This is a genomic window from Streptomyces sp. NPDC007346, assembly GCF_040703535.1.
Classification (GTDB): domain Bacteria; phylum Actinomycetota; class Actinomycetes; order Streptomycetales; family Streptomycetaceae; genus Streptomyces.
In genome coordinates, this window is the sequence record NZ_JBEYKR010000059.1 from 15,130 (window position 1) to 41,627 (window position 26,498).

Annotated in this window: 25 protein-coding genes, 1 tRNA gene and 1 pseudogene; 19 read left to right on the forward strand and 8 right to left on the reverse strand. The window is 69.6% G+C overall.

Translation table 11 applies throughout. The annotated features are described in order from the left end of the window. Nucleotides 1-520 precede the first annotated feature (520 nt). From AB0917_RS17480 to AB0917_RS17535, 12 genes are all read left to right on the forward strand, one after another. Nucleotides 521-865 (forward strand): YbaB/EbfC family nucleoid-associated protein, encoded by a 345-nt coding sequence (locus AB0917_RS17480; protein ID WP_366820447.1) that lies wholly within the window; start codon nucleotides 521-523, stop codon nucleotides 863-865. A 96-nt stretch (nucleotides 866-961) separates the two neighbouring features. Next, complete coding sequence (gene recR / locus AB0917_RS17485; protein WP_356755652.1) at nucleotides 962-1,561, forward strand: recombination mediator RecR; 600 nt, start codon at nucleotides 962-964, stop codon at nucleotides 1,559-1,561. Nucleotides 1,562-1,797: 236 nt separating this feature from the next. Further along, nucleotides 1,798-2,457 (forward strand): DUF5063 domain-containing protein, encoded by a 660-nt coding sequence (locus tag AB0917_RS17490; RefSeq protein ID WP_366820424.1) that lies wholly within the window; start codon nucleotides 1,798-1,800, stop codon nucleotides 2,455-2,457. A gap of 99 nt (nucleotides 2,458-2,556) precedes the next feature. Beyond that, nucleotides 2,557-2,943, forward strand: a complete 387-nt coding sequence (locus AB0917_RS17495; protein WP_366820425.1) for a type II toxin-antitoxin system RelE/ParE family toxin — start codon at nucleotides 2,557-2,559, stop codon at nucleotides 2,941-2,943. Beyond that, complete coding sequence (locus AB0917_RS17500) at nucleotides 2,940-3,272, forward strand: helix-turn-helix transcriptional regulator (protein WP_366820426.1); 333 nt, start codon at nucleotides 2,940-2,942, stop codon at nucleotides 3,270-3,272. Before AB0917_RS17495 ends, AB0917_RS17500 begins: the two co-directional genes overlap by 4 nt. A 50-nt stretch (nucleotides 3,273-3,322) precedes the next feature. Continuing rightward, entirely contained in the window at nucleotides 3,323-3,451 is a 129-nt protein-coding gene (locus AB0917_RS17505; RefSeq protein ID WP_366820427.1) for a hypothetical protein, read from the forward strand. A gap of 67 nt (nucleotides 3,452-3,518) precedes the next feature. Then, a complete protein-coding gene (locus AB0917_RS17510; protein WP_366820428.1) occupies nucleotides 3,519-4,361 on the forward strand; it encodes a DUF1838 family protein in 843 nt (280 codons plus the stop codon). A 344-nt stretch (nucleotides 4,362-4,705) separates the two neighbouring features. After that, nucleotides 4,706-5,851, forward strand: coding sequence for a hypothetical protein (locus tag AB0917_RS17515; protein WP_366820429.1), 1,146 nt, complete (start codon nucleotides 4,706-4,708; stop codon nucleotides 5,849-5,851). Nucleotides 5,852-6,320: 469 nt separating this feature from the next. Next, nucleotides 6,321-7,592, forward strand: coding sequence for an aspartate kinase (locus AB0917_RS17520; protein ID WP_366820430.1), 1,272 nt, complete (start codon nucleotides 6,321-6,323; stop codon nucleotides 7,590-7,592). Next, the gene (locus AB0917_RS17525; RefSeq protein ID WP_366820431.1) at nucleotides 7,589-8,662 is read left to right on the forward strand and encodes an aspartate-semialdehyde dehydrogenase; all 1,074 of its coding nucleotides are present in this window, start codon (nucleotides 7,589-7,591) and stop codon (nucleotides 8,660-8,662) included. The genes AB0917_RS17520 and AB0917_RS17525 overlap by 4 nt, the downstream gene beginning before the upstream one ends. 339 nt (nucleotides 8,663-9,001) lie before the next feature. Beyond that, nucleotides 9,002-9,664 carry a SigE family RNA polymerase sigma factor gene (locus AB0917_RS17530; protein ID WP_366820432.1) on the forward strand — a complete coding sequence of 221 codons (663 nt, stop codon included), beginning with the start codon at nucleotides 9,002-9,004 and terminating at the stop codon, nucleotides 9,662-9,664. Continuing rightward, nucleotides 9,661-11,394, forward strand: a complete 1,734-nt coding sequence (locus AB0917_RS17535) for a hypothetical protein (protein WP_366820433.1) — start codon at nucleotides 9,661-9,663, stop codon at nucleotides 11,392-11,394. The genes AB0917_RS17530 and AB0917_RS17535 overlap by 4 nt, the downstream gene beginning before the upstream one ends. A gap of 350 nt (nucleotides 11,395-11,744) precedes the next feature. On the opposite strand, the gene AB0917_RS17540 is transcribed toward AB0917_RS17535, so the two are convergent. Both AB0917_RS17540 and AB0917_RS17545 read right to left on the reverse strand, forming a co-directional pair. Beyond that, nucleotides 11,745-12,731 carry an SURF1 family protein gene (locus AB0917_RS17540; RefSeq protein WP_366820434.1) on the reverse strand — a complete coding sequence of 329 codons (987 nt, stop codon included), beginning with the start codon at nucleotides 12,729-12,731 and terminating at the stop codon, nucleotides 11,745-11,747. A 91-nt stretch (nucleotides 12,732-12,822) separates the two neighbouring features. Then, nucleotides 12,823-14,679, reverse strand: a complete 1,857-nt coding sequence (locus AB0917_RS17545; protein ID WP_366820435.1) for a prolyl oligopeptidase family serine peptidase — start codon at nucleotides 14,677-14,679, stop codon at nucleotides 12,823-12,825. A 124-nt stretch (nucleotides 14,680-14,803) separates the two neighbouring features. Here AB0917_RS17545 and AB0917_RS17550 point away from each other — a divergent pair, with 124 nt between their 5' ends. Next, nucleotides 14,804-15,646: a class I SAM-dependent methyltransferase gene (locus tag AB0917_RS17550; RefSeq protein ID WP_366820436.1), complete on the forward strand. Its 843-nt coding sequence runs from the start codon at nucleotides 14,804-14,806 to the stop codon at nucleotides 15,644-15,646. Between the two features lie 103 nt (nucleotides 15,647-15,749). Further along, entirely contained in the window at nucleotides 15,750-16,160 is a 411-nt protein-coding gene (locus tag AB0917_RS17555; RefSeq protein ID WP_366820437.1) for a nuclear transport factor 2 family protein, read from the forward strand. An 88-nt stretch (nucleotides 16,161-16,248) separates the two neighbouring features. Here the strand turns inward: AB0917_RS17555 and AB0917_RS17560 are convergent, their stop codons facing one another. After that, a complete protein-coding gene (locus AB0917_RS17560; RefSeq protein WP_366820438.1) occupies nucleotides 16,249-17,055 on the reverse strand; it encodes an SGNH/GDSL hydrolase family protein in 807 nt (268 codons plus the stop codon). Between the two features lie 552 nt (nucleotides 17,056-17,607). Here AB0917_RS17560 and AB0917_RS17565 point away from each other — a divergent pair. Together AB0917_RS17565 and AB0917_RS17570 are read left to right on the forward strand one after the other, a co-directional pair. Next, nucleotides 17,608-18,486: a lysozyme gene (locus AB0917_RS17565; protein ID WP_366820439.1), complete on the forward strand. Its 879-nt coding sequence runs from the start codon at nucleotides 17,608-17,610 to the stop codon at nucleotides 18,484-18,486. Between the two features lie 149 nt (nucleotides 18,487-18,635). Further along, entirely contained in the window at nucleotides 18,636-19,283 is a 648-nt protein-coding gene (locus AB0917_RS17570) for a peptidoglycan recognition family protein (protein ID WP_366820440.1), read from the forward strand. Nucleotides 19,284-19,751: 468 nt separating this feature from the next. Here the strand turns inward: AB0917_RS17570 and AB0917_RS17575 are convergent, their stop codons facing one another. Continuing rightward, a complete protein-coding gene (locus AB0917_RS17575; protein WP_366820441.1) occupies nucleotides 19,752-20,357 on the reverse strand; it encodes a hypothetical protein in 606 nt (201 codons plus the stop codon). 444 nt (nucleotides 20,358-20,801) lie between these two features. On the opposite strand from AB0917_RS17575, the pseudogene AB0917_RS17580 reads away from it, so the two are divergent. Beyond that, nucleotides 20,802-21,717 (forward strand): annotated as a pseudogene (locus tag AB0917_RS17580) (transposase family protein). Between the two features lie 1,147 nt (nucleotides 21,718-22,864). Next, nucleotides 22,865-23,179, forward strand: a complete 315-nt coding sequence (locus tag AB0917_RS17585; RefSeq protein WP_366820442.1) for a hypothetical protein — start codon at nucleotides 22,865-22,867, stop codon at nucleotides 23,177-23,179. A 56-nt stretch (nucleotides 23,180-23,235) separates the two neighbouring features. On the opposite strand, the gene AB0917_RS17590 is transcribed toward AB0917_RS17585, so the two are convergent. The 4 genes from AB0917_RS17590 to AB0917_RS17605 form a co-directional block, all read right to left on the reverse strand. Continuing rightward, nucleotides 23,236-23,688 carry a DUF5615 family PIN-like protein gene (locus AB0917_RS17590; protein ID WP_366820443.1) on the reverse strand — a complete coding sequence of 151 codons (453 nt, stop codon included), beginning with the start codon at nucleotides 23,686-23,688 and terminating at the stop codon, nucleotides 23,236-23,238. Next, entirely contained in the window at nucleotides 23,685-24,359 is a 675-nt protein-coding gene (locus tag AB0917_RS17595) for a DUF433 domain-containing protein (protein WP_366820444.1), read from the reverse strand. Before AB0917_RS17595 ends, AB0917_RS17590 begins: the two co-directional genes overlap by 4 nt. Nucleotides 24,360-24,614: 255 nt before the next feature. Next, a tRNA-Pro gene (locus AB0917_RS17600) sits at nucleotides 24,615-24,688 on the reverse strand. 95 nt (nucleotides 24,689-24,783) lie between these two features. Further along, the gene (locus tag AB0917_RS17605; protein ID WP_366820445.1) at nucleotides 24,784-25,722 is read right to left on the reverse strand and encodes a metallophosphoesterase; all 939 of its coding nucleotides are present in this window, start codon (nucleotides 25,720-25,722) and stop codon (nucleotides 24,784-24,786) included. Nucleotides 25,723-25,801: 79 nt separating this feature from the next. Here AB0917_RS17605 and AB0917_RS17610 point away from each other — a divergent pair, with 79 nt between their 5' ends. Then, nucleotides 25,802-26,266 carry a GatB/YqeY domain-containing protein gene (locus AB0917_RS17610; RefSeq protein ID WP_018514200.1) on the forward strand — a complete coding sequence of 155 codons (465 nt, stop codon included), beginning with the start codon at nucleotides 25,802-25,804 and terminating at the stop codon, nucleotides 26,264-26,266. Nucleotides 26,267-26,498 lie beyond the last annotated feature (232 nt).

The window sequence follows — 26,498 nt, forward strand, 5'->3', positions numbered from 1 at the left end:
CACTGCCTCCGGCCCCACCGGCCCCACCGGCTCCTCCGATCCCACCGGCCCCGCCGATTCCACCAGTCCCACCGGTCCCGCCGGTCCCACCGGCTCCTCCGGCTCGGGAGCCAGAAGCGGAACATTCCACTCCGCTCTCACCGGAACCCGCATCGGACTCGTTGCGGGGCGGCCCCTCGGGCTGCATCTCCGGCTGACTCACCGGGGTACTCCTCTGCACTCTGACGGACGGAACGGACGCGCGGGGCTTCCTCGCGGGTAACGCGGGTAACTCTGCGTCACCGTGCATGCGCGCATGCGTATCGATGTGCATGCTCTTCCTACCGCCGAATGGTGGGCCGCGGAGTCGGAATCGCGGGAATCCCGCCTGCGCGGGGCCGCTGGTCAGGTATAGGAGCCTTCACGGCGGTTGACGAAACTCACCCGAAAGAGTTGGTCCCCGGCGGGTGGAGCGAGGTGACCGGGGAGGACGTAGGCTCGGCTTACCGAAACATTTGTCGTCGAAATGCCAGGAGTGACCGTGATTCCCGGTGGTGGCCAGCCCGATATGCAGCAGTTGCTCCAGCAGGCCCAGAAGATGCAGCAGGACCTCGCCGCGGCTCAGGAGGAGCTGGCGAGGGCCGAGGTCGACGGACAGGCGGGCGGAGGTCTCGTGAAGGCCACCGTCACCGGCTCCGGCGAGCTGCGGGCCCTGGTGATCGACCCGAGGGCGGTGGACCCGGAGGACACCGAGACACTCGCCGACCTCGTGGTGGCGGCCGTCCAGGCGGCCAACGAGAACGCGCGGGCGCTCCAGCAGCAGAAGCTCGGCCCGCTGGCCCAGGGGCTGGGCGGCGGCGGCTCCATCCCGGGCCTGCCGTTCTGATCCGGCCGCAGGCCCCCCGGAGCTGACGCCGGGGGCCTACTGGTACCGACCCGTACCCACTACGGTACGGAGCAGGAAGCAAAGAAAGGCGTTCCGTTGTACGAAGGCGTTGTTCAGGACCTCATCGACGAACTGGGCAGGCTGCCCGGCGTCGGTCCCAAGAGCGCGCAGCGGATCGCCTTCCACATCCTTCAGGCCGAGCCCACCGACGTACGCCGCCTGGCCCATGCCCTCCTGGAGGTCAAGGACAAGGTCCGGTTCTGCGCCGTGTGCGGCAACGTCGCCCAGCAGGAGCAGTGCGGGATCTGCCGCGATCCGCGCCGCGACCAGAGCGTCATCTGCGTGGTCGAGGAGCCCAAGGACGTCGTGGCGATCGAGCGGACGCGCGAGTTCCGTGGCCGCTACCACGTCCTGGGCGGGGCGATCAGCCCCATCGAGGGCGTCGGCCCCGACGACCTGCGCATCCGTGAGCTGCTGGCCCGGCTCGCGGACGGCTCCATCACGGAGCTGATCCTGGCGACCGACCCCAACCTGGAGGGCGAGGCCACCGCGACGTACCTGGCGCGGATGGTCAAGCCGATGGGCCTGAGGGTGACCCGGCTGGCCAGTGGCCTGCCGGTCGGCGGCGACCTGGAGTACGCCGACGAGGTCACGCTGGGCCGCGCGTTCGAGGGGAGGCGGCTCCTGGATGTCTGACCCCACGGCCGTACGTTCCCGGCTTTCCGCCGTACGTTCCCAGCCTCGCGCAGTACGTTCCCGGCCTCGCGCCGTAGGTTCCCGGCCCTCCGCCGTACGACGCAGGCCTTCGGCCGTACGTTCCCAGCCTCGCGCCGTACGTTCCCGGCCCTCCGCCGTACGACGCAGGCTCCGGCCCTTTCCCGCACTGCCGTCCGCTTCACCGTCTGTGACCGCGCCCACGGGAGGTCCCCTCGATGTCTGACGCCACGCTGAACTCCGTCACGCAGGACCCGGGCGACTTCGCCGTCCAGATCGCGGACCAGATCAAGACGTTCATCGTCGCGGTCACCGAGGTGTCCAAGGTCGACGAGCCGGAAGAGGCCGTCCCGGTCCTGCTCCTCCAGGTCTCGCAGCTCCTGCTCGCGGGTGGCCGCCTCGGCGCGTACGAGGACGTCCTCCCCGACGAGCGGTACGAGCCGGACCTCGGCGCGGAGCCGGACGCGGACGGCCTGCGCGAGCGGTTCGCGGCCCTGCTGGAGCCGATCGACGTCTACTCCGAGGTCTTCGACCCGTACGAGCCCCGCAAGGCCCCGGTCCCGCACCGCATCTCCGACGACCTCGCCGACCTGGTCACCGACCTCGGCCACGGCCTCGCGCACTACGAGGCGGAGCGCACGGCCGAGGCGCTGTGGTGGTGGCAGTTCTCGTACTTCTCCAACTGGGGCTCCACCGCCTCCGCCACCCTGCGCGCCCTCCAGTCCCTGATCGCCCACATTCGCCTCGGCCAGCCCCTGGAGGAGCTGGACGGCCTGGACACCGACCAGGACCCGGGCGAGGACGACCTGGCCGAGGAGGCGGGCCGCGTCATGCTCCAGGAGATCGCGGGACCGCTGGGGCTGCGCCCGGTGAAGTAGCCGGTCCGTCAGAACACCGAGACACCCTTTCACTCGTTTGAGCTGAGGTTATAAGGAAACGCTTTTACTCAGTCGCGGCGTACGACTGGGGTACGAAGCGTGAACTGGGAGATCAATCTTCACTCATCGGTGGAGCTGTGGCTGCTCGAGTTGGCGGAGGAGGATCCGGTGACGGCGGACCTTGTCGAAGCGGCGGTCGACATGCTGGCGGACAGCGGTCCCGCGTTGGGCCGACCGCTTGTGGACCGACTCCAGGGGTGCCGTATCCACAACCTCAAGGAGTTGCGGCCGGCCAGCTCCGGCAGGAGTGAGGTCCGCATTCTCTTCGCCTTCGACCCGGGGCGGCGGGCCATCCTCCTGGTGGCTGGTGACAAGGCGGGCCGGTGGAGCAACTGGTACCGCGAGTCGATTCCGGTGGCCGAACGCCGCTACGACGAATATCGGGCTGATGCCGGTACGCCCGGGAACTCTGGAGGTGTCCGATGAGTGAGCACAGTAGTTGGGCGGACGTCAAACGGCGGATGCACGAGGCCGCCTCGGTGGCGACCGACGCCGAACGGGAAGGCCGCAAGCAGGCGGCGCGTACCGTGACCGAGGCGTACGTGCTGGGACACCACCTGAGGGTGATCCGTGAGGAGCAGGGTCTGACCCAGGGGCAGGTGGCCGAGTCGGTCGGTATCTCACAGGCGCGGGTATCCCAGATCGAAGCGGGCGAGATCCACAACCTGGAGAGCATGCGGACCTACGCCGCAGCGCTCGGAGCCCGGATCAAGGTGTCCATCGAGTACGGGGGCCGGACGGTCGGGGCAGCCTGAGGAGTACGTTCTCGCGCGCCGAGACCCTTGGCCTCAACGGCACTTGAGGCGTGAGGCTCGGCCTCCCCGGACCGACCGGCGCCCCGACCTACGGCCTGGCGAAGGACGACGGGGTCCGGCGCGTCGCGGCCGCGCAGAACACCTCGGTCATCGACGCGGAGACACCGGCGGCGGGCTGAGCACCGCACCCGGGCGCCCCCGCCCCGGGGCGGCTGCCCGGGGCGGCGGTGGCGCACAGTGGTCCGTATGACGACACCCGCAGAGACTCCCGCCGAGCCGACCCCCGCAGAGACAACCCCCGTGGAGGCCCCCGCCGAGCCGCCCCCTGCGGAGGCCCCCGCCGAGCCGACCCCCGCGGAGCTGCTCCGTTCCTTCGCCCGCACCCGCGCCTCGCTGGACGGCGAGGAGGTCACGTACTGGTGGTCGGGAGACGTGTACTCCTGGGCCCCCGACGAGCCCTACCAGCGCGTCTTCGGCTTCGAGGGGCTCAACGTCGCCCGTCTCGTCCAGGACGCCGAGGCCGGCCCGGACGCGTACCAACTGCTCACCCGGGAAGCCGCCTTCTACCTGGACCCCGCCACCCGCGAGATCCTGGAGACCTGGCAGGAACAGCCGGTGGTGCACGTCTGGAACGACCCGGCCAACCAGAAATGGCGCCCCTTCCCCATCCCGACGACCGCGCTGGGCGGACAGGTCTGCTTCAGCCTGGAGATCCCGCTCGCCTACCCCTCGCCGCTGCCGGTGGCCCAGTACCCCGTCCACTCGGCCGGTGACACCTACAAGGCGCTGGAGCTCTTCCAGTTCTTCGCCGACCGCGCCGACCTGGACGGCCCGGCGCCCAGCGTCCCGGCCACCATGTCGTGGTCGCGGATGTCGCCGTGGCTCCCGTGGATGGCCCAGGGGCAGCGGCCCGGTGGCCTGACCTTCCACTGCCGGGGCCGCAAGCTCGGTTCGTACGGGGAGGTCCCCGAGCGCACCCGCGCCTACATCGCGGACCACCACCCGGAGTTCGCCCACGCCCCGGAGGAGTGGAGCGAGCCGAACGAGACGAGCTGGACATATTTCCGAAAGCTCAACCCGCCGCGGTAACTGCCAGGTTGACGTGCGCTTCCGTGCAGGTGGGCCCGAGGCTCAAGCCCCGAGCCGCGAGCCTCGGGCCCCGAGCTCTCTTCTGTAGGAATGGGTGGTCAGGTTCAACCCACCCACCCTCCCTACCTGCACGGGAAGGGCAGTTGATGACTTTTCGTGATCAGGTTGCGCCGGAGCGTGTGCACGCTCTAGGTTCACGATCAGCAACCCACAATCCGTAAAACGGACAACCCCGGTGGTGCTCGCAACACCGACCGGGGTCTGACCGCAAGAGATCGAAAGAGAGTCGATCCCACATGGCTACGGCCAACATTAGTGCTGCCCTGCGCGCGCCCGCGCACCCCATGGCGAAGGCCGGGTATGGGAAGCGTCACGCCCCCGACCAAGTCCCGCCCCGCGCCACCGACTTCGCCGGCCTGGAGCCGCGCGAGGCGGCCATCGCCGCGTACATCGACCGGCTCCCCGAAGGTGCGGCGATCGGCTACAAGGTGCTCGCCGAGGAGCTGCCGGACTACGGGCAACAGGCCTGCCGCAGCGCCCTGGACCGGCTGACCCGGGCCGGGCACCTGCGCCGGATCAAGGTGCACGTGAGGGTGGCGGACGGCCAGATGCGCTGGGTGACGCGTACGTACTTCTCCCGGACGGCGCGGGACGCCGAGTGGTGGGCGGCGTACGTGCGGTTCGTACGGGGCGTGGACGCGCCGGGCCAGCCGCAGGCGCCCGCGTCGACCACCACTCCCGTACGGGAAGCGGGACCGCGACCGGAAGCAGAACCGCGACCGGGGGCGGAAGCGCAGCCGGGGGCAGAAGCACGACCTCGGGCAGAAGTGGAAGCGGAACCGCAGGCGGGCGCGGAACCGCAGGCGGGCGCCGAACCGGAGGCGTACGCGGAACCGGAGGCGTACGCCGGACCGGGGACGTCGACCGGACCGCAACGGCCGCACCTCGAACCGTCGCCCGAGCCCGGCGTACGCGCCCCGCGCTCGGAGGCGTACGACGTCCTCGCCGGGCTCGGTGGCCGCGAGCCCCGCCTCCAGCTCTCCGACGGTGAGTGCGTGGAGCTGGAACACCTGGTCGGCGAGTGGCTGGCGCGCGGCGTCGGCCGTGAGCAGATCACCCAGGCCCTGACCTCGGGCCTGCCGACGCCCGTGCACTCCGCCGGGCGCTTCCTTCGTAAACGACTGGAGACCAAGATGCCGCCGACCCCCGCCCCTCAGCCGGAGAAGGACCAGCCGGGCGAGCAGGTTCTGTCCGCCGTGATGATGTGCCTCTTCTGCGACGAGGACGAGACCACGACCACCCTGGACCACGGCGTCTGCCCCGACTGTCGCGCCGCCATCGCCCGCGACGAGGCGGCCGGCCTGACCGGCGACGTACCGGACACCTTCCTGGCCCGCCCGCGCTCCGAGGTCGACGTCGCCGCCCGCATGGCCGAACTCCGCTCGGCCACGGTCCGGCCGGTCCTCCCGGCGCCGAGGCCGCGCAGGTGAGCGTGCGGGAGGTCCCGGTCGGGGCGCCACGGGGGCAAGGGGACGACGCCATGCCCCCAGGACCACCGCGCAGCCGCGGATGAGGGTCGAGGAGTCCGAGGAACTCGCCCGTCGCGCCCGACCAGGGCCTCGCGATGGCCCTTCGGCACCACCGTCGAGCTGCCCGAACCGGTCGGCTTCGCGCTCGGCACCGAGAAGCTGAAGGAGTACACGGAGCTGACGCCCCCGGGGCCGTCAGGGCGTACGCCGACCGGCGCCCCCCGCTCGCACATTCCGCCCCGAAGGTGTGGGCTGGGACACAAAAGGAGTGCGCTCCTCCCGGATGGGCAGCAGCCTCGTACGAGCAGTTCGGGTCGACACGCCGTACCGGGTTGTGAGCGGGACATCTCACCATCTGATAAAGACGGGTCGATTCCGGGCTGCTCGTTAAACTGAGCCGACCGCAGTAATGACTGAGCGAGGAGCGCACGTGGGCCTTGTCGTGCAGAAGTACGGAGGCTCCTCCGTAGCCGATGCCGAGGGCATCAAGCGGGTTGCCAAGCGAATCGTCGACGCCAAGAGGAACGGCAACCAGGTGGTTGTCGTGGTGTCCGCGATGGGCGACACGACGGACGAGTTGATAGACCTCGCCGAGCAGGTGTCTCCGATGCCTACCGGCCGTGAATTCGACATGCTGCTGACCGCGGGTGAGCGGATCTCCATGGCCCTGCTGGCGATGGCGATCAAGAACCTGGGCCACGAGGCCCAGTCGTTCACGGGCAGCCAGGCCGGTGTCATCACCGACTCGGTCCACAACAAAGCGCGCATCATCGATGTCACGCCCGGCCGCATCCGGACCTCGATCGACGAGGGCAACATCGCCATCGTCGCCGGGTTCCAGGGCGTGAGCCAGGAGGGCAAGAACATCACCACCCTCGGCCGCGGCGGGTCGGACACGACCGCCGTCGCGCTGGCCGCCGCGCTGGACGCCGAGGTGTGTGAGATCTACACCGACGTCGACGGTGTCTTCACCGCGGACCCCCGGGTCGTGACGAAGGCGAAGAAGATCGACTGGATCTCCTTCGAGGACATGCTGGAGCTGGCCGCGTCCGGCTCCAAGGTGCTGCTGCACCGCTGCGTCGAGTACGCACGCCGTTACAACATCCCGATCCACGTCCGCTCGTCCTTCTCCGGACTGCGCGGAACCTGGGTCAGCAACGAGCCGCAAGGGGACCAGAAGGTGGAGCACGCGATCATCTCCGGAGTCGCCCACGACGTCTCGGAGGCCAAGGTCACCGTCGTCGGAGTCCCGGACAAGCCGGGCGAGGCGGCCTCGATCTTCCGCGCCATCGCCAACGCCGAGGTCAACATCGACATGGTGGTGCAGAACGTCTCCGCCGCGTCGACCGGTCTGACGGACATCTCCTTCACCCTCCCCAAGGCCGAGGGCCGCAAGGCCATCGACGCCCTGGAGCGGGCCAAGGGCTCCATCGGCTTCGACTCGCTCCGCTACGACGACCAGATCGCCAAGATCTCCCTGGTCGGCGCGGGGATGAAGACCAACCCGGGCGTCACCGCCGGCTTCTTCGAGGCGCTCTCCGACGCGGGCGTGAACATCGAGCTGATCTCGACATCCGAGATCCGCATCTCGGTGGTCACGCGCGCCGACGACGTCAACGAGGCCGTGCGCGCCGTGCACACCGCCTTCGGCCTCGACAGCGACTCCGACGAGGCCGTCGTCTACGGAGGCACCGGCCGATGACCGCACGCCGCCCATCGCTCGCGGTCGTCGGTGCGACCGGGGCGATCGGCGGCGTCATGCTCCGGATCCTCTCGCAGCACGCGGACGTCTGGGGCGAGGTCAGACTCATCGCCTCACCACGCTCGGCCGGCCGCAAACTGGCCGTGCGCGGTGAGGAGACCGAGGTACTCGCGCTCGCCGAGGACGTGTTCGACGGCGTGGACGTGGCCCTCTTCCTGGTGCCGGACGAGGTGTCCGCCCACTGGGCCCCGATCGCCGCGTCCAAGGGCGTCGTCGTGATCGACGACTCGGCGGCCTTCCGGCTCGACGACGACGTACCGCTGGTCGTTCCGGAGATCAACCCGCACGCCGCCCGGCTCAGACCGCGCGGGATCGTCGCCTCCCCGAACTGCACCACGCTGTCGTTGATCGTCGCGGTCGGCGCACTGCACGCGGAGTTCGGGCTGCGCGAACTGATCGTCTCCTCCTACCAGGCGGTCAGCGCCGCGGGCCGCGACGGCGTCAGGGCCCTGCGCGAACAGCTGTCGCTGGTGGCCGGTACGGAGCTGGGCACCCACCCCGGTGACGTACGCCGGGCCCTGGGCGACGACGCCGCCACGGCCGACAGCCCCTTCGCCGCGCCCGTCGCCCTGAACGTCGTGCCGTGGGCCGGTACGGACGCGGGGGACGGCTGGTCCTCCGAGGAGCTCGCGATCCGCGAGGAGTGCCGCAAGGTGCTGGGCCTGCCGGACCTGCGGACCACCGCGACCTGCGTGTACGTCCCCGTCGTCGCGACGCACTCCATGTCCGTCCACGCGCGCTTCGAGAACGAGGTCGCCGTCGACCGGGCCCACGAGATCCTGGCGACCGCGCCCGGCGTCGTCCTCTTCGACAGCCCCGCCTCCGGGGACTTCCCGACCCCGTCCGACGTCGTGGGCACCGATCCCACCTGGGTCGGCCGGGTCCGGCGCTCGATGGACGATCCGCGCGCCCTGGAAATGTTCATTTGCGGCGATAATCTCCGCAAAGGTGCGGCTCTGAACGTGGCGCAGATCGCGGAATCGGTGGCCGCCGAAATTGCCCTCGCCTGAGCGAGCCCTCTCTGACCGGCCTGATGGCTGAATCCGATGGCTGAATCCAGCGGTCGAATCCGGTAGTCGAACCTGCTTTGTAGGATCTGTGAACGCCCTATGAGCAATTACCTGGTCTGAACCTCTTGAGCTGGGGCGTTGTCATATCCGACGATGATCTACCGGCCCCCTGCAACCGCACGTCGGCCGGGCAGCGTCCATGCCGTCACTTCTTGTGCGGCGGAGGCGCTTTTACGGGGCATTTGGGGAAGAGCAGGTACGTATGAGGGCATGTCGCACAGCGCTGAACGTGGCGCCGTACGCGTACAACCCTGACGGGGGGCAGCGTGTCCAACAGGCGTGGCAGAGGTTCTCGACATCACAGTGGTGGGCCCGTTGCGAGGCGCGACCGTGCGTCCGCCCCGGCGGCCCCGCGCGCCCGGCGGCATGCCGGTGATCGCGCCCATGCCCGCTGCACGCCCGGCCCAGCTGCCCTCGCAGCGCGGGGGCGCTGACGAGACGGTGGCAGCAGGAACCACGGTCGACCACCTCACCGAGACCTACCGCGCCCACTACCGTTCGCTGCTCGGCCTCGCGGCTCTGCTGCTGGACGACACCGCGTCCTGCGAGGACGTGGTGCAGGAGGCGTTCATCCGCGTGCACTCCGCGCGCAACCGCGTGCGGGAACCCGAGAAGACCCTGGCCTACCTGCGCCAGACCGTCGTCAACCTCTCGCGCTCCGCGCTGCGCCGCCGCATCCTCGGGCTCAAGCTGCTCTCCAAGCCCATGCCGGACATGGCGAGCGCGGAGGAGGGCGCCTACGACCAGCTGGAGCGGGACGCGCTGATCAAGGCCATGAAGGGGCTCCAGCGCCGCCAGCGCGAGGTGCTGGTGCTGCGGTACTTCGCGGACATGACGGAGGCCCAGGTCGCGGAGGTGCTGGGGATTTCGCTGGGCTCCGTCAAGGCGTACGGTTCCCGCGGTATCGCGGCGCTGCGCGTCGTGATGGAGGCCCAGGCATGAGCGGGCCCCGGCACCGGCACGAGCACAGGCACGAGAATGACCCGACGGGAAACGGAATTGTGAACCACGGGCCGGAGAAGACTCCGCACACCGATCCGCACCGCCCGGACCGACCGGGCGGTCCGGGCCACGCGCAGGACGGTACGGGCGCTGCGCAGGGTGGTGCGCGCGAGGCGCAGGGCGGTGCGGGCGAGGCGCGGGAAGGACAGGACGCGCGGGACGGGCAGGACGGGCGCGGCGAGAGCGCCCAACGCGAGCCGGACGAGAGCCCGGAACCCGCCGTCCTGCCGCTTGGGACGCCTGGGCCGCCTGCTCCGCCTGCGCCTCCGCGGGCGGATGGCGGCGACGGCAGCAGCGGCGACGGGTGCGACGGGCGTGACGGCGGCCTCGGAGCGCCGGCCGACGAGGGCGGCGCCGACCCAGCCGGTACGCTCACCGACCTCACCGCTCTCTTCGGCATCGGCCGGGGCGGTCGACTCAGCAGGGACGGCCGGGACGGCCAGGGCGGCGAGGACGACCACGGAACCGCCGACAGCTCCGGCCCTGGTGGCTCTGGCCCTGACGGGTTGGGCCCCGACGGCTTGGGCACTGGCGGCTACGGCGCTGCCGGTTCCCGTGCTGACGGTTTCCGCGCCCACGGCTTCGGCGCTGACGACATCCGGGCCGACGGTGTTGGCACTGACGCCTTCCGCGCCGACGGCTTCGGCGCTGACGGCTTCGGCGCTGACGGCGAGCTGGACGAGGTCGTCCTACGCCGGATGCTGCACGGCGCCGTGGGAGACCTGGAACCCTCCGACCGGACCCTGGAACATCTACAGCGCGCGGTGCCCGCCCGGCGCGCCCGCCGACGACAGGCCGTCGTCGGGGCGGCCGCGGCGGCCCTGCTGATCGGCACGGCGGTCCCTGCCTTCGTGCACGTGGCGAACTCGGACGGCCCGGCCACCGCGCTCCCCGCCATCGTCGGACACGGCGAGCAGGCCCAGGGGGGCAACGGGGAGGAGCCCGCGCCCCAAGCGCCGGGCGACCGGACCGTGGAGCCCACCGACCACGAGAGCCGGGGAGGCGTCGGCGAACCGGACCCTTCCGAGAGCCCCTCGTCGGACAGCGCGGAGGACCCGGAAGGCGGTGCGGCGACGGGCGGGGCCTCCGCGCCCCCTCCGGAGGATCTGGCCGCCCTGCCGGTCTGCGACCCGGGACAGCTCGGCGTCGCCGCCGCGGGAGCGGGCGCCCCGGGCGCCGACGGCACGGTGTACGGCAGCTTCAAGATCGCGAACGTGTCCGGCGCGGACTGCACGGTCAGCAGCAACGGCACCGTAGGCGTCACCGCCCTCGGCGCCGCCGACCGACTCAAGATCAACGTGGTCCAGCACACGGCGGGTGACGCGGCCCCCGGCCTGCCCGACCCCTCGCAGGAGCCGGGCACGGTGCTGCTGAAGCCCTCCATGGCCTACGAGGTCCAGTTCGCCTGGGTGCCGACCGACACCTGCCCGACCGCGCCCCCCTCACCCAGCCCCACCCCGTCGTCGGACGGCACCGGGGGATCGACGGGCGAGGGCGCCGGCCAGTCGGGCACCGACACGCAGTCGCTGAACCGGGACGGCGGGGGCACGTTGGACGGCAGCATCGCGGTGACGCACACGCCGGAGTCGGGCGCGCCCACGGCCGAGACGAAGATCGAGAATGCCTGCTCGGGCACGCTCTACCGGACGGGCGTCCTGGCCGCCTCGTAGCCCGACAGCGGCCGAGCCCGGGGCAGCGACAGCCCCAGGCGGCCGACCGAGACAGACACAGACGGCCGACCGCAACGGACCAAGGCAGCCGCCGTGCCGAGACGGCCGTGGCCGTAGCGATGCGGCAGTGGTCGCACAGAGGCGGCCGTCATCGGACTGAGGTGTCAGCCGTCGTGCCGAGGTGTCAGCCGTCGTGCCGAGGCGGCAGACGTCGCGCCGGGGCGGCAGCAGTGTCGCGCCGACGTGGTCATGCTCGCGTTCGAGGTGGCCGTGGTCGTGCGGAGGCGGCCGCCATCGAGCTGAGGCGGCAGAGGCGGCAGCTGTTCGTGCCGAGGCGACCGTCGCCCCGGCTACGCCCCCTGCGCGGTCTCCGGAGCCTTCGGCACCTGTACGGCCCCGGCTTCTTCCGAGCGATCGGCAGCCTCCACGGCCCCACCGGTACGGTCGGCCCCCTCGGCCCCACCGGTACGGGTGGTTCCCTCAGGCCCACCAGTACGGGCGGCCTCCACGGCCCCACCAGTACGGGCGGCCTCCACGGCCCCACCGCTACGGGCGGCCTCATCGCCCTCCGGGACCAGCCCGAGGGCGACATCGCGGGCGGCCTCGGCCTCGCGGCGCACCAACCGGAACCACATGAAGAGCACGAAGCCCGCGAAGACGAACCACTCGCCCGTGTACCCCAGGTTCTGGAACGCCTTCAGGTCCAGCCCGCTGCCCGCAGGCGCCGCGGCGGGCACCGGCTTCATCGCGCCGCCCGTACCCCCCGACTCGGCCTCGGGAAGCGTCACCCAGGCGTCGTACACGTCGTAGTCGACCAGGTTCACCAGGGCCGCGGCGCTGATCATGCCGAGCTGGCCCTCGGGGAGCCCGCCCCGGGCGTTGACGCCGTCGCTGTGGATGTTCTCGGAGGCCTGGAGGTCCCCGGTCACGGTGACCTCACCCTGGGGCGCGGCGGGCACGGGGACGCTGCCCGCGTTGCCGGGCAGCCACCCGCGTACCACCGGCAGGGCCTTGCCCCCATCGGTCCGCAGCAGATTCAGGACGTAGAAGCCCTGGCGCTCGTCCAGTTCACGGCCGGGGATCAGGAACTGATCGGCGTACGTCCCGGTCGCGACGGCCGGGCGGCCGGACGTCACCTTGTCGACGGGCAGCAGCTCGTCCAGCGGTTTCGCGGCCCGGGTGCTCGGATCGGGCTGCTTCTCCGCCTGCTCGTGCGACTGCACGCGGTCCTCGAAGCGGCCGAGCTGCCAGGTGCCCATGAACACGCAGAACGGGATGGCCAGCACGACGAAGAGGTTGATCCCCCACCATCGCGGGGTCAGCAGGAACCGGTACACCCCTCAAAGGTACGGTTCCCCGCTCCGGCCTCCCGGAGCGGGGTCGCCCCTTTATCCGCCCCCTACACCCCCACGGGCCACCGCCCGCCCCTCACGCCTTGAGGACCTCACCACCCCCCAGATGCTTCAGAGCGAACTCCAGCTCCAGCCGCACCTGCTTGATGCGCTCCTCCACCACGAGGGAGCCGTGCCCGGCGTCGTACCGGTACACCTCGTGCACCGCGCCGCGCGCCGCCAGGCGGTCCACGTAGTTCTCCACCTGACGGATGGGGCAGCGCGGATCGTTGACGCCCGCCGAGATGTAGACGGGGGCGCGCACCGCGTCGACGTACGTCAGCGGGGACGAGGCCTCGAAACGCTCGGGCACCTCCTCCGGCGTGCCGCCGAGCAGCGTGCGGTCCATCGCCTTCAGGGCCTCCATCTCGTCGTGGTAGGCCGTGACGTAGTCCGCGACCGGCACCGCCGCCAGGCCCAGCGCCCACGCGTCGGGCTGGGTGCCGAGACCGAGCAGGGTGAGATAGCCGCCCCAGGACCCGCCGGCCAGGACCAGACGCCGGGGGTCCGCGAGCCCGGAGGCGACCGACCACTCCCGCACGGCCGCGATGTCCTCCAGCTCGATCAGGCCGACCCGGTGCTTGAGCGCGTCCGTCCAGGCGCGGCCGTACCCGGTCGAGCCCCGGTAGTTGACCCGTACGACGGCGAAGCCGTGGTCCACCCAGGCCGCCGGGCCGGAGGCGAAGGCGTCGCTGTCGTGCCAGGTCGGGCCACCGTGGATCTCGAAGACGGTGGGGAAGGGCCCGTCCCCGGCGGGCTTCTGCACGAGGGCGTGGATGAGGCCGCCGAGTCCTTCGACCCAGGCATCCGCCACCGGCACCGACACCGGGGCCTTGGCACCGGGCGGGTCCAGGACCACCGCACCGCTCGTCGACCGCACCGCCGGCGGCTGCGCGGCCGAGGACCAGAGGTACTCCACCGTGCCGTCCGGACGGGCCGTGGCGCCCGACACCGTCCCGGCGGGGGTCTCCACGCGCACGGGCTCCGCGGCCCCCGGCTCGTACCGCCACAGCTCGCTGCGGGCCTCGAAGCTGTGCTCGATGAGCAGCGCGGAGCCGTCCGGATACCATTCGGCGCCCACATCACCGGGCAGGTCGACGGAGAGGGCGGTCTCCGTGCCCGCGACCGGATCCCAGATCATCGGCTCCCAGCGGCCCCGGCGCTGGTGCCCCACGAGGAGCCGGGTGTCACCGGCCACCGGTGCGAAGCCCAGCACGGCGAGACCGAGCTCCTTCGTGCCGCCCTCGGTGTCGTCCAGCTCGGCCACCGTGGAGCCGTCCGGGCGCACCACGCGCAGGGCGGAGTGCATGGCGTCGCCGTGCTCGGTGTGCTCCAGCGCGATGAGCGTCCCGTCGTACGACAGGTCCCCGACACCGGCGGACTCCCGATGCCGATAGATCTCGACGATCTCGCCGCCGCCATCACCGCCATGGCCGCCGTCACCGCTGCCCGTGGGCCGTACGAGATGGACGGTCGTCCCGTCCTCATCGGTGGAACGCCCGATCACCGCGGACCCGTCGCGCCCGATGGCGAGGCCCGCCGGATACGAGGGCGCGAGGCCCGGGGCGGCGGGCTCGTCCTCCCCACCGCCGAAGGGCTGGCGCATCCACACACCGAACTCGTCGCCGTCGGTGTCGCTGAACCACCAGATGGCCTCACCGTCAGGAGTCAGCACGCCGTCGGTGGTCCCGTTGGGCCGGTCCGTCACCTGGCGCTGCCGCCCGCTCGCCCGGTCCCAGGCGTACAGCTCGTAGGTGCCGGTGGCGTTGGAGACGAAGAGCGAGCGGTCAGGCGCGTCCTCGGCCCAGTCGGGCAGGGACACCCTGGGCGCGCGGAACCGCTGCTCCCACTCCGGCATGGTCGAGACGTTCTCTGATTCGCTCATGCCCTCCATCCAACCCGATCCCCCGCCGAACCGGGCAAGCCTGTGGATAACCCACGTACGAAGGTATGACCGGACCCCTCCGCCTGTGGATAACCATTCGCGCCTCTCCCGCCCTGTGGGTAACTTTTCGGGTATGTACTCCCCGACTCCGGACGACTGGCAGGACGCCAACCGCGCACGTTGGGACGAGCGCGTGCCGATACACGCGGCCAGCGGCTTCTACGACCTGGAGGCGTTCAGGGCGGGCAAGGACGCGCTGCGCCCGTTCGAGCTGGCGGAGGTCGGCGACGTCACGGGAAGGACCTTGCTGCATCTCCAGTGCCACATCGGCCTGGACACCCTTTCCTGGGCGCGGCACGGCGCCGCGCAGGTGGTGGGCCTGGACTTCTCCGAGCCCGCCGTGGAGACCGCCCGCGGCCTCGCGGAATCGCTGGGCCTGGGCCCGGACCGCGCGGCGTTCGTGGCGGCCGATGTGTACGACGCCCCGACGGCCGTCCCCGACTCCTCGTACGACATCGTCTACACCGGCATCGGCGCGCTGAACTGGCTGCCCGACATCGAGCGCTGGGCCGAGACGGCGGCCTCGCTGGTCGCGCCCGGCGGATTCCTCTACGTGGCGGAGTTCCACCCCCTGACCGACACGCTGGACGACGGGACCGGCTCGGTCGTCACCCACGACTACTTCAGCCGTGAGGCCTGGGTGGACGAGACCCCGGGGACGTACGCCGACTTCGACGCGCCGACCGTGCACAACCGCAGTGTCGAGTGGCAGCACCCGCTGGGCGAGGTGGTGACGGCGCTGGCGGCGGCCGGCCTGCGCATCGAGTTCCTGCACGAGCACGACGCCTCGCTCTTCCCGCGCTTCGGCACGCTGGAACGCGGCGCGGACGGCCACTACCGCTTCCCGTCGGACCGCCCGCGCATCCCGCTGATGTACTCGATCAAGGCGACGCGCCCCAAGCCGCCCCAGGCATAACAGCAGCTCAGCAGCGGCTCAACAGCGGCTCAGCAGCGGTTCAACAGTCGCTCAGTGACGGCTCACCGGTCCATTGTCAGTGCTGGGGGCCACACTCACTCCCATGACGGACGAGACAAGCAGGAGCATCACCACGGCCGGCCTGCGCGCGGCGGTGGAGACGTACTGGACGACGGCCGACGCCCGGGACTGGGACGCGTTCGCGGCGACCTTGGCCGAGGGCGTGGTGTACGAGCTGCCGCAGACCCGCGAACGCATCCACGGCAAGGACCGCTACCTCCGGTTCAACCAGGAGTACCCGGGCGACTGGCACATGCGGATCGAGCGGATCGTCGCGGACGCGGAGGGCCGGCAGGCGGCGGCACGGACCGAGTTCACGGTCGGCGAGGAGGAGATGCACGCGATCCACTTCTTCACCTTCGACGAACGGGGGCTGATCACCGGGGTGACGGACTTCTGGCCGGAGTCGTACGAACCCCCGGCGGGCCGGGAGCACTTGGTGGAGAGGTACTGACCTCACCGATCCCGGAAGCGCACGAACGCGGCCCACCGGCACCCCGGTGAACCGCCTTCGTGCTTCTCACGCACGGGCAGCGTGTCTGCTACACGGCCGACCGGAAGGCAGGCAGGTAGCCGCCCGACTGCCCGGCGACGGTGGGGTGGTACGAGTTGTGGATGGGCACGGTCACGCTGTGGATCCAGGCGTCGCCGGAGCACAGCTCATGCCCGGTGAACTCGTCGACGACGCTGGAGAAGGTGAACCCGGCATCGGCGGCCCGCTTGGCGAGGACCCCGTTCAGCACGTCCGACGCGTCGTTGATCGCAGCGCGCTCGGCCTCGGTCAGCCCCGCGACGCAGCTGCCCGACAGCTGGTAGAAGCGCGGGTAGCCGAGCACTACGACGTGGGCGGCGGGGGCCCCGGCACGGATACCGGCATATAGCGAATCGAGGCTGCCGGGCAGGGAGTTGTTCATCTGGGCGACTGCGGCGTTCACGCTGCTGAGGCAGGTGGCCTCGCTGCCCAGGACGCAGTCCTGCATGACACCGGCGAACCCGACGTCGTTGCCTCCGGCCGTAACGCTGACCAGCGCGGTGGACGCGTCCAGCGCACCGAGCTGGCCACTGGCGACGGTTGCGGTGGTAGCGCCCGAGCAGGCGACGAAGGCGAACGAGGTGGGGGAGTTCGCCGCCGCCCACAGCTGCGGGTAGGCGTTGGCGCTGCGCAGGCAGTCGCCACTGTCGGGGAGATAGTTCCCGGCACCGACACCGGAGGAGTAGGAGTCACCGAGCGCGACGTAACCGCCGGCCGCGGCCGAGTCCGCCGCGACGGCGGTCCCGGAAACACCGAGAGCGGCGACGGCGGCGAGTGCGAGAGTGGATAGGGATGCCCAGAACCTACGTGCGGACATGGCTGCCGACCTTCGAAGTGTGGGGGGTGAGTGGGGCGTTGAAGGAGCGAAGCCGTGTCTAGCAGCTCGCGGTACCCACCGGTAATGCCCACGCAAGAAGTCGTCTGATATGCCCGGATGATCGCTCCGGGCCCGATGCTCCGCGCGTAGATAAACCTCAACTGGGTGTCGTTGCAGTTGAGTTCAGGAAAATGTTGTGCACCCGCGCACCCCTGGCTCGGCCCCCGCTCCACCCGCACGGGGGACGGCGGGCCCCCCTCCCCGAAGGCAGGTTCAACCGAACGGCTCAACGGCTCAACGGCCCGCGCACGCGTCGGCTCGCACCGATCGGCCGACCGCGACACGGGCCCGACGGCCTTCATCCTTGAAAGTTTCTGCCATTTTCGCGCGTAGATGCAGCTCATCGGCGCAGTCAGAGGTCTAGTCCAAGGGGTGTTCCCGAAACCTCTTTACGGTTCACGGTTACTCGTGGGTTACTCATGACGTGTCCATGTCGGCCTCGCCGGGAAGCAGGACACGCTCCCCCACCATCAACGTGTTCCGGAGGCAGCTATGCCCACGTTCAGCTCTCCGACCCACCGCCTCATCAGATCGAAGGGCGCCCGCTTATCGGGTGTTCTCGCGACCAGCGCCGCACTGCTCGCCACCGGCGTCGGGCCGGCGGCCGCCGCACCCCCCAGCCCTGACCAGCCGATTCGGTCCGGACAGGCCTGGATGGGCTCGGGGACGCGCGTAGAGCAGGGCGCCGCCGCCTCGGGCGGCGATCTGTCCGTGCTGGACACCAGTGGTGTCCAGGGCATCGACGTGTCGCACTGGCAGGGCGGGATCAACTGGACCTCCGTGAAGAGCGCCGGTATCGATTTCGCCTACATGAAGGCCACCGAGGGCACGAGCTTCAAGGACGCCAGCTTCAACGCCAACTACACCGGCTCCTACAACGCGGGCCTGATCCGGGGTGCGTACCACTTCGCCCGCCCGGACGTCTCCAACGGCGCGACACAGGCGAACTACTTCGCAGGCAACGGCGGCGGATGGTCCCAGGACGGCAAGACGCTCCCCGGCGTCCTGGACATCGAGCACAACCCGTACGGCTCCGCTTGCTACGGCCTCTCCACGACCCAGATGCGTACGTGGATCAACGACTTCTACAACACCTACAAGGCGCGTACGACGCGAGACGTCGTCATCTACACGACGGCCAGCTGGTGGAACACCTGCACCGGCAACTGGACCGGCATGGGCGCCAAGTCGCCCCTGTGGGTGGCACATTGGGGCACCGCCAACCCCAGCATCCCCAGCGGGTTCCCCACCTGGACGGTGTGGCAGTACTCGGCCACCGGCCGGGTCAGCGGTATCGCCGGTGACGTGGACCGCAACAAGTTCAATGGCAGCGCGGACCGGCTCCTGGCTCTCGCCAACAACACGGCGTAGTCCGATCTCCCGCAACACGGCCGGGTGAACGCGCACGGCGACACGGCCGGGTGAATACGTACGGCGACTTCACCCGGCCGTGCGCGCGGACACGCCGGCCAGGTCGCTGTCGCGGCACCGCCGGACCCATCGCGGATCAGGAGTTCACTGTGCACATCCCGAAGCTGAGCCGACGCAAGATCCTTCTGGCCGGCGCCGGCGGACTGGCTGCCGCCGCCCTGCCGACGACCGCCCGCGCCGCAGGCGTTGTCGAACCGGACATAGACAGCACCCAGACGTGGCAGGCCCGTCCGCCCCGGACCCCGGTGAGCCTCGTGACGACCCGCCCGACCAAGATCATCGTTCACCACACGGTGAGCGCGAACACGTCCGACTTCTCCCGCGCCCAGTCCCACGCGCACGCCCACTGGGTCCAGGACCTCCACATGGACCAGAACGGGTGGCTGGACGGCGGCTACCACTTCATCACCAGCAGGGGAGGCTGGCTCACGGAAGGCCGTCATCGCAGCCTCAGTACCCTGCAAGGCGGCAGCAGTTTCGTCCTGGGCGCGCATACGTCAGGGCAGAACGAACAAGCCATCGGCATCGCCAACGAGGGCTCCTACCACGACGGAGCCCAGCCCCCGCAGGCGCAGTGGGAGGTCCTCGTCACCCTCTGCGCGTACGTCTGCCAGCAGTACGGCATAGCGCCGAGCCACATATACGGTCACAAGGACTTCGGCGACACTCTCTGCCCCGGCGTCCTCCACGACAGCCTCCCCCGCCTGCGAAGCGAGGTGGCGGCGAGCATGGGCTGACTGCCGGCCTCGGCTGACCCCGACCAGCCCGACGGCACCGGGCGACGGGACCGTCACACGGCCGAGCCGGCGGTGGCGCCACACGACCCGGGTGAGGCCACCGCTCCGGTTCTCGCCCCACCGGTCGCGGACACTGAGCGCCCTGAGCGCCGTGGCCGACAACGCAAGGAGGAGGCTGAGCACCACGAAAGTGAGCCGTACGCCGCCGAAACGACCGGACGTGCTGCGCAGCTTCCAGGAGGGGCCCGCAGCAGACCGGCATGACCGCGAGACGCACCAGCCACCCGGTCACGCCCAGGCAGGCCTACGCGTCCAGGCATCGGCGCGTCTCGTGGGTGCTGACGGCCCGTGAGGGTCCGCGTTCATCCGCCGTTGTGCGTTGGCGTTGTTACGCAGTTAGCCACTCACCTTCCGCATGGACTGTGGCTGACCCCTGTATCTGGCATGGTTGGGCACAGGCTTCGCTTATCAGCCGGTGGTCGTGCCGTGGCGGGAATCGGCCGACCGGATGCAATCACCTAGGGCAGCAAAGGGCACTGGTGGGCCAGTCGCCGCGCGAACCGTGCTCAGGCTGGCGCTATCCGTGTTCAGGGCGGCGACCACTGCGCGGGGGAGAACGTAGAACTCCCACTGGGCTGTGTCGAGCGGGTTGTAGTTAGCGTGTTCCCGGGCAGTCTGGACGGCGAAAACGTAGACGTCGGCTTTGCACGACTTCGCCTCCGAGTAACCACTATCAGGAGACCATGCGCGAGCGCGGAGCCCACTGAAGCGGAGCGGGGAGGGTGCTCGTTGATCCCAGGCCTGCAGGTATGCGCTGGCCTTGACTTCGATGCGCAGTCCGCCGTCGGTCTCGACATCGTGGCTTGCCCACTCCACACGAGGCTTGCGGGAGCCGACCGCTAGGTGGACCAGGAACTCAGCGAACAGACCGCGTGTGTTGTTCATGCGGAGGTCCGGCATGGCGAACTGCCAGAAGTTGACCACGGTCGAGTCCGGGACGCCGACGATTGACTCGTCGCCGCTTAGCGGGGGCAAAGTACGCGGGGTCAAAGGCAGATGAGCAGACAGCTTCATGAGTCGCAGTCTGCCAGGACGGCGAAGCGTGGACTCCAATGCGTCGGCTGTCGACAGCCTTTGCCGGAAGGCTGGTTGGATGTCCGCAAGGGGCGGAGTCGAGCCCATGCTCTCAGCTTGGAATCACTGCACCCCAGGTTAAGACGAGATGCTTGAGCTGCGGAAACGCTGCTCCGGTCGCTCCGAGGAAATCCCTCGTAGTGACCGGCACAGGTTGCCGGTCACCAACTGTTTCGGCACGCGTCTGGCATGGCAGCTCATCGTTCCAGACGCGTAGGGGACCAGGCTCAGCCGACCGGATTCGAACCGGGGTCCTCGCGATTTTGGAGACCGCGCGCGACTACCCCTGCGCTACGGCTTCGCCCGCTGCTACCTTACGAGTTGGTGCGTGATAGCGGATGAAGCGTCCTCGCTGGTGGATGGCCTGATCCGCTTGTGGCGATCATGGTCAATCGGGCAGTTCTCGCGCATCGGCTGTTCACCGGGATCTCCCCGGTATCATCTGGTCCTCCTGATCGAGGAGTTGGCCCAGCCGTGGCAGGCCGGGATCGAAGGGCGCCGCCACGCGGCGCGACGCGGGGTACGAAAGCGAGCCGCAGGAGCCGGTGCCCGCCATCGGCTGGTCTTCGCCGACCGGCTGGTGGCCACGCTCATCCATCTGCGGCACGACCTGCCGCACTCGGTGCTGGGGCTGCTGTTCGGTGTCGACCGCTCCACCAATACCCGCGCGATCGGGGAGATACGCACCCTCCTGGCCCAGCGGGGTTGCGCGGCCCCCGACCGGCCCGGCCTGCGTCTGAAGACACTGGCCGACGTGTTCGCCTACGCCCAGGCCGAGGGGGTTGAGCTGTGCCTGGACGCCACCGAGATCCAGGTTCGCCGACCCGTGGCCGGCCGTGGGGGACGCCGGGCGTTCGTCTCCGGCAAGCAGAAGCAGAACACCATGAAGGCCACCGTCGTCGCCGACCACCGGGGCCGCACCCTGTGGACCGATGCCCTGCGACCGGGCCGGATGCATGACGCCACCGCCGCACGCAACGAAGGCATCGGCCTCTGCTTCCGGCACTTCCCCGACGTCGAGGTCCTCCTGGACGACGGCTACCTCGGCCTGCGACGCGATCACCCGGGCCAGGCGATCACACCACCCAGGATGCCGAACAAGAGCGCACTTCCCGACGTCCACGCACGCTGGAAACGCGACCGCCACTGGCACTCATCCGACCGCATCACCGTCGAACAGGCCCTGGCTGACCACAAACGCTGGAAGCAACTGACCCGCTGGACCCACCGCCGATACCGGCTGCCCGACACCTACCGCGCCATCGCCGGCCTCGTCTCCGACCGCACCGCCACCACCTGAACAATCGCCCGCGAGCACCCCACCATGCTTCATCTGCTATCACGCACCAACTCGTAAGTGTCGCGGTTAGGCGGTGCGCGGAAGGCTGAGCCGGCGGAGGAAGGGGCCACAGATGCGCCGTGTTCTGCCAGCGGCCTTGCCGTCCAAGGCCGCTGACTTCGTGGCATTCACCCCCGATCAGCCAAGGAGCGGCACCCCCGCGAGGGTGGGCGGCTTGACCGCACAGATGGTGGCCGCGTGACGAAGTGCCGAAACTCCGGCGGGGCGGAACGACTTGGGAGAGTCTTCCCGCCGGAGACTCTCTGCTTCCGGGGCGCAGCCTCCGTGCCACCCGCAGCCCTATGACTGCAGGCTCACGTGACCATCAGGGCTATGAACACCCGTGGACGTCAGTTGGCGACGATCACACTCTTGAGGAAGGTCGAGTCGCACTTCGAGCACTTCAGGCGATTGGTGCTGGTCGGATGTAGCGTCTGGGTACCGCAAACCGGACACTTGTGACCCTTGGGCATCTCGCTACTCCTGATATCAGATGGGTGCGCTTCACGCGATAACCGCGAGAGTACGCGTGTCCTGCACTATTAGCCGCGTTTTGGTCTAATCATTGAGGATCTGCTGGGAGCTGATATGTAGCCGCATCGACGCAGGTCAACGTCCTGATGCTGGGCCTACGGGCGAACGGTTCTGATGTGGCGTCAGTTTTTGGGGGGAGAGAGAACACGTGCTGACCTGGCCGTACAGCTCCTGGCTCAGATGCGGTAATAGCTGGGCTTGGGCTCGGCAATGCCCATGCATCGCCGAGCCGTGGGCCCACGCGGGCCCTGCTGCCACGGCCTTGGGTCAAGGTCCCCCACCCGTCCGGACTAGCTTGGCCGCCCTCTTCGATTGTGCTGTGTGTATTCCATCGGGGCGAGAGCTGGGCGGGGCCGGCTACGCGGAGGGAGTGTGGCCGTCCGGCCGTCGATGGTGAAGAGATGATCCATGGTGCCCCCTCGTGCCCCGGACGCCAAGAGCGTACGTGGCGGGGTCACCCCTCCAGACACTCGGCTCAGCTGCGCGTACCGCTCACAGAAGGAGGCCCACGCGAGCTTCGAAACTGTCATGCTCCGCTGAGTCGAATGAATGTTCCGCCCTCTGGAGGAGTCACGTGGCAATCCGTAAGAGCATGGAGGAGGTCCTCGTGGTCGCCGGGCAGCGCGAGGGGTGGCTTACCCGTTGCGAACAGGGCCTCATTACCGCAGGGTTCAAGGACGTGCGGACACTCGCAGACCTGGGGCAGGTGACGGGCACGTACAGAAAGTTCCCCACCTGGGGCGAGCTCACGATCACGGTCGTCCCGGGCGCTCAGTCGGGACGCACGCGACTGACGCTTCGCTCGACCGCTGCGGTCGACAACATCTACGCCATTTTCTCCAGCCCGAACAAGAAGGTTCTCGAGGCTGCGAAGGCCGGTTTCGCGTGAGCACGGCACCGTCTGAAACTTGGAGGATGCGGCGCGGTCGGAACAGCCGTTGCGGGTCAGCCCGTGGGCCAGAATTTGGGTGCGTCCACCTGAGGATCGACGGTGCGGACACGGGTGGCGCGAGTTGGGTCGACAGAGGTGAGGGAGACCAGACGTTGGCCGTCTGAGACCGATAGCTCGGCCAGAGCGTGGGGGAGACCCGCGCAAACCGTGGCGATGGCCGAGCCGAGGCCGACCAGCCCGCCGTGCTTGTTGTTCTGGCGGTACTCGATCCGATGGAGCCCGGATGCGGCGATCGCCGCGACTTCAAGGTGCCGGCTCATCTGTTTGGTGTCGTTGGTGAGGACTGCGTCGAAGCCTTCAGCCCGGGCCTTCTCGAACAGCTCGATGTCTTTGGTGCCAGCCCATCCGGGCAGGTCATGCACGTGCACGACGTCATGAGCCTTGAGGAGGATGCGGACGATATCGGCCATAGGACGCGGCACGTTCTCGTCGAGCAGCAGCTTCAAGCGGCGCCTCGGCTCGCACCCGCGCCTGCACCGGTGGGCGTTCCGGTGTAGCTGTCGACGTAATCGGTGAAGTCGGTTGCTTCAAGTGCTGCTCCGGCACTGACCCCGGGGAAGAAGTCGGCGATCTGCTCCGGAGGAATTCCATCTCGGATTAGGGCCGCGACCTCGGCTGCGGGGACGCGAGTGCCACGGATTACCGGCTCACCGCCGCGTACGGATGGATCCACGGCGACATCTGGGCGGGGGGACAGCAGGTCGGGAATGTGTCGGCCGTTCCGGTAGAACGGGGCTAGGACATCGACGAGCTGGTGGATGACGAGGTTGCTTTTGCCACCCTTGCGGCCGATCAGGTCGACGGCATGGTCAGGATCGGCCAGATACACCGTGCCCCCGTCGGTGACGAGCTGGTAGGCCGAGAGGTGCTCTCGCTCGCCCAGATCGTCCCTGAGGGAGTCCACTGCGCGACGGATCCGCTGCAGCGAGGTCTCCTGCCGGAGGCGCACGCAGGTTCGCAGTGCAACGACATCTCGGAAGGAGTACAGGATGGGCCGTATAGCCGAGATCTCTGGGACGAGGACTGCGCCTCCTGCGCCTGAGGCGTGACGCCAGTGAGAGAGCTGGGCCATCGTCGCGCCGGACAGCGCCGCTGCGAGCTTCGGTTCGTACGACATGAACCCTCCTCTCTGTGCCTACCCGTATGAGCGCGACCGTACTGCATTCTCTGTCGAGGGCCCGCTCAGTGCGACCCCTTCGAGACAGGGGAGTCTGAACGTCTTGCTGCGCGGTGGCTGCCACCTCCAGCGCCGAGGCCTGGGGAGCCGCCTCCCCGCTCTTGGCTCCCAAACGGCTCCCAAGACGGCACCACAAAACCACTCAGGGGCCTGATCCACTAAGTGGATCAGGCCCCTGACCTGGTCTTACAGCTGTCGGGGTGGCGGGATTTGAACCCACGACCTCTTCGTCCCGAACGAAGCGCGCTGCCAAGCTGCGCTACACCCCGATGTCCACCGGTCTCCCGGCGACATCGATTACTTTAGCCCACCTGCGGCCGGAGGCGAAATCCGCTTTCTCCGCCCCTCGCCCCGGCCCCGTCCCTCAGTCCCGCCCCACCAGCGTCAGCAGCGTGGCCTCCGGGGGGCAGGCGAAGCGGACCGGGGTGTAGCGGTTGGTGCCGCAGCCTGCGGAGACGTGGAGGTAGGCGCGGTGGCCGCCCGCCGTGTGGGTGGACAGGCCCTTGACCCGGTCGGTGTCCAGGTCGCAGTTGGTGACCAGGGCCCCGTAGAACGGGATGCACAGCTGGCCGCCGTGGGTGTGGCCCGCCAGGATCAGGGGGTAGCCGTCGGCCGTGAAGGCGTCCAGGGAGCGCAGGTACGGGGCGTGGACCACGCCGATGGAGAGGTCGGCGTCGGTCTCCGGGCCGCCCTGGACCTCGGCGTAGCGGTCCCGCTTGATGTGCGGGTCGTCCAGGCCCGTGAACGCGATCTCCGTACCGTCCACCTCGAGCCGGCCGCGGGTGTTCGTCAGGTTCAGCCAGCCCGCCTCGTCGAAGGCGTCGCGCATCGGCTCCCACGGGTTGTGCACGGCACCGACCGCGGGCGCGTTGCCGTTGAGGCCGTGCTTGCCCTGGACCTTCTCCAGGAGGTAGCGGCCCGGGTTGCGCAGCTTGGGCCCGTAGTAGTCGTTGGAGCCGAAGACGTACACCCCCGGGAACTCCATCAGCGGGCCCAGCGCGTCCAGCACCTCGGGCACGGCCTCCGGGTCGGAGAGGTTGTCGCCCGTGTTCACCACGAAGTCGGGGCGCAGTCCCGCCAGCGACTGGAGCCAGGCCCGCTTCTTGCGCTGGCCGCTCACCATGTGGATGTCGGACACCTGGAGGACGCGCAACGGACGTGCGCCGTGCGGGAGTACGGGAACGGTGACCCGCCGCAGGCGGAACGAGCGGGCCTCGAATCCGGCGGCGTAGGCCAGGCCGGCAGCACCGACCACTGCGCCGACTGCCGTGACTTTCAGGGGTACTCCGTAGCGTGCGCGCATGGGGCCATCGTCGCAGACACGGTGGTAGGAGCGGAAAACCGGCGGGCGGCGGGTGCCCCGTACCTGTCACAATCACGGCATGACCACGCTCAAGTCCAAGCTCAAGGAAGACCTCCACACGGCCATGAAGGCGCGCGACGAGCTGACCTCGTCCACCCTTCGGCTCACCCTCACCGCGATCACCAAGGAAGAGGTCAGCGGCAAGTCGGCGCGCGAGCTCTCCGACGACGAGGTGCAGAAGGTGATCGCCAAGGAGGCGAAGAAGCGCCGCGAGGCGGCCGAGGCGTTCGCCCAGGGCGGTCGGACCGAGCAGGCGGAGCGGGAGAAGGCGGAGGGCGAGCTGCTCGACGGCTACCTGCCCAAGCAGCTCAGCGACGACGAGCTGAACGCGATCGTGGCGTCCGCCGTCGAGGAGGCGAAGGCCGCCGGCGCCGAGGGGCCGCGGGCCATGGGCGCCGTCATGAAGATCGTCAACCCGAAGGTGGCCGGCCTTGCCGAGGGCGGCCGCGTCGCCGCCGCGGTGAAGAAGCTCCTCGCGGGCTGAGCCCCGTACAGCAGGGCGGAGGAACGGGCTCAGCCCCGTACAAGCCCTACAGCCGAGCTGTACAGCCTTACAGTCGTATAGCAGGGCAGCCGTACAGCCGTACAGCCGTACAGCAGAGCAGCCCTACAGCAGGGCAGAGAAAGCAGAGAAAAGGGTGGGGCGCCAAGAGCATCACCATCCGCGAACAGCGCTACGCACAGGCGTGCCGCTCGGTCGACTTCATCCAGCGCTA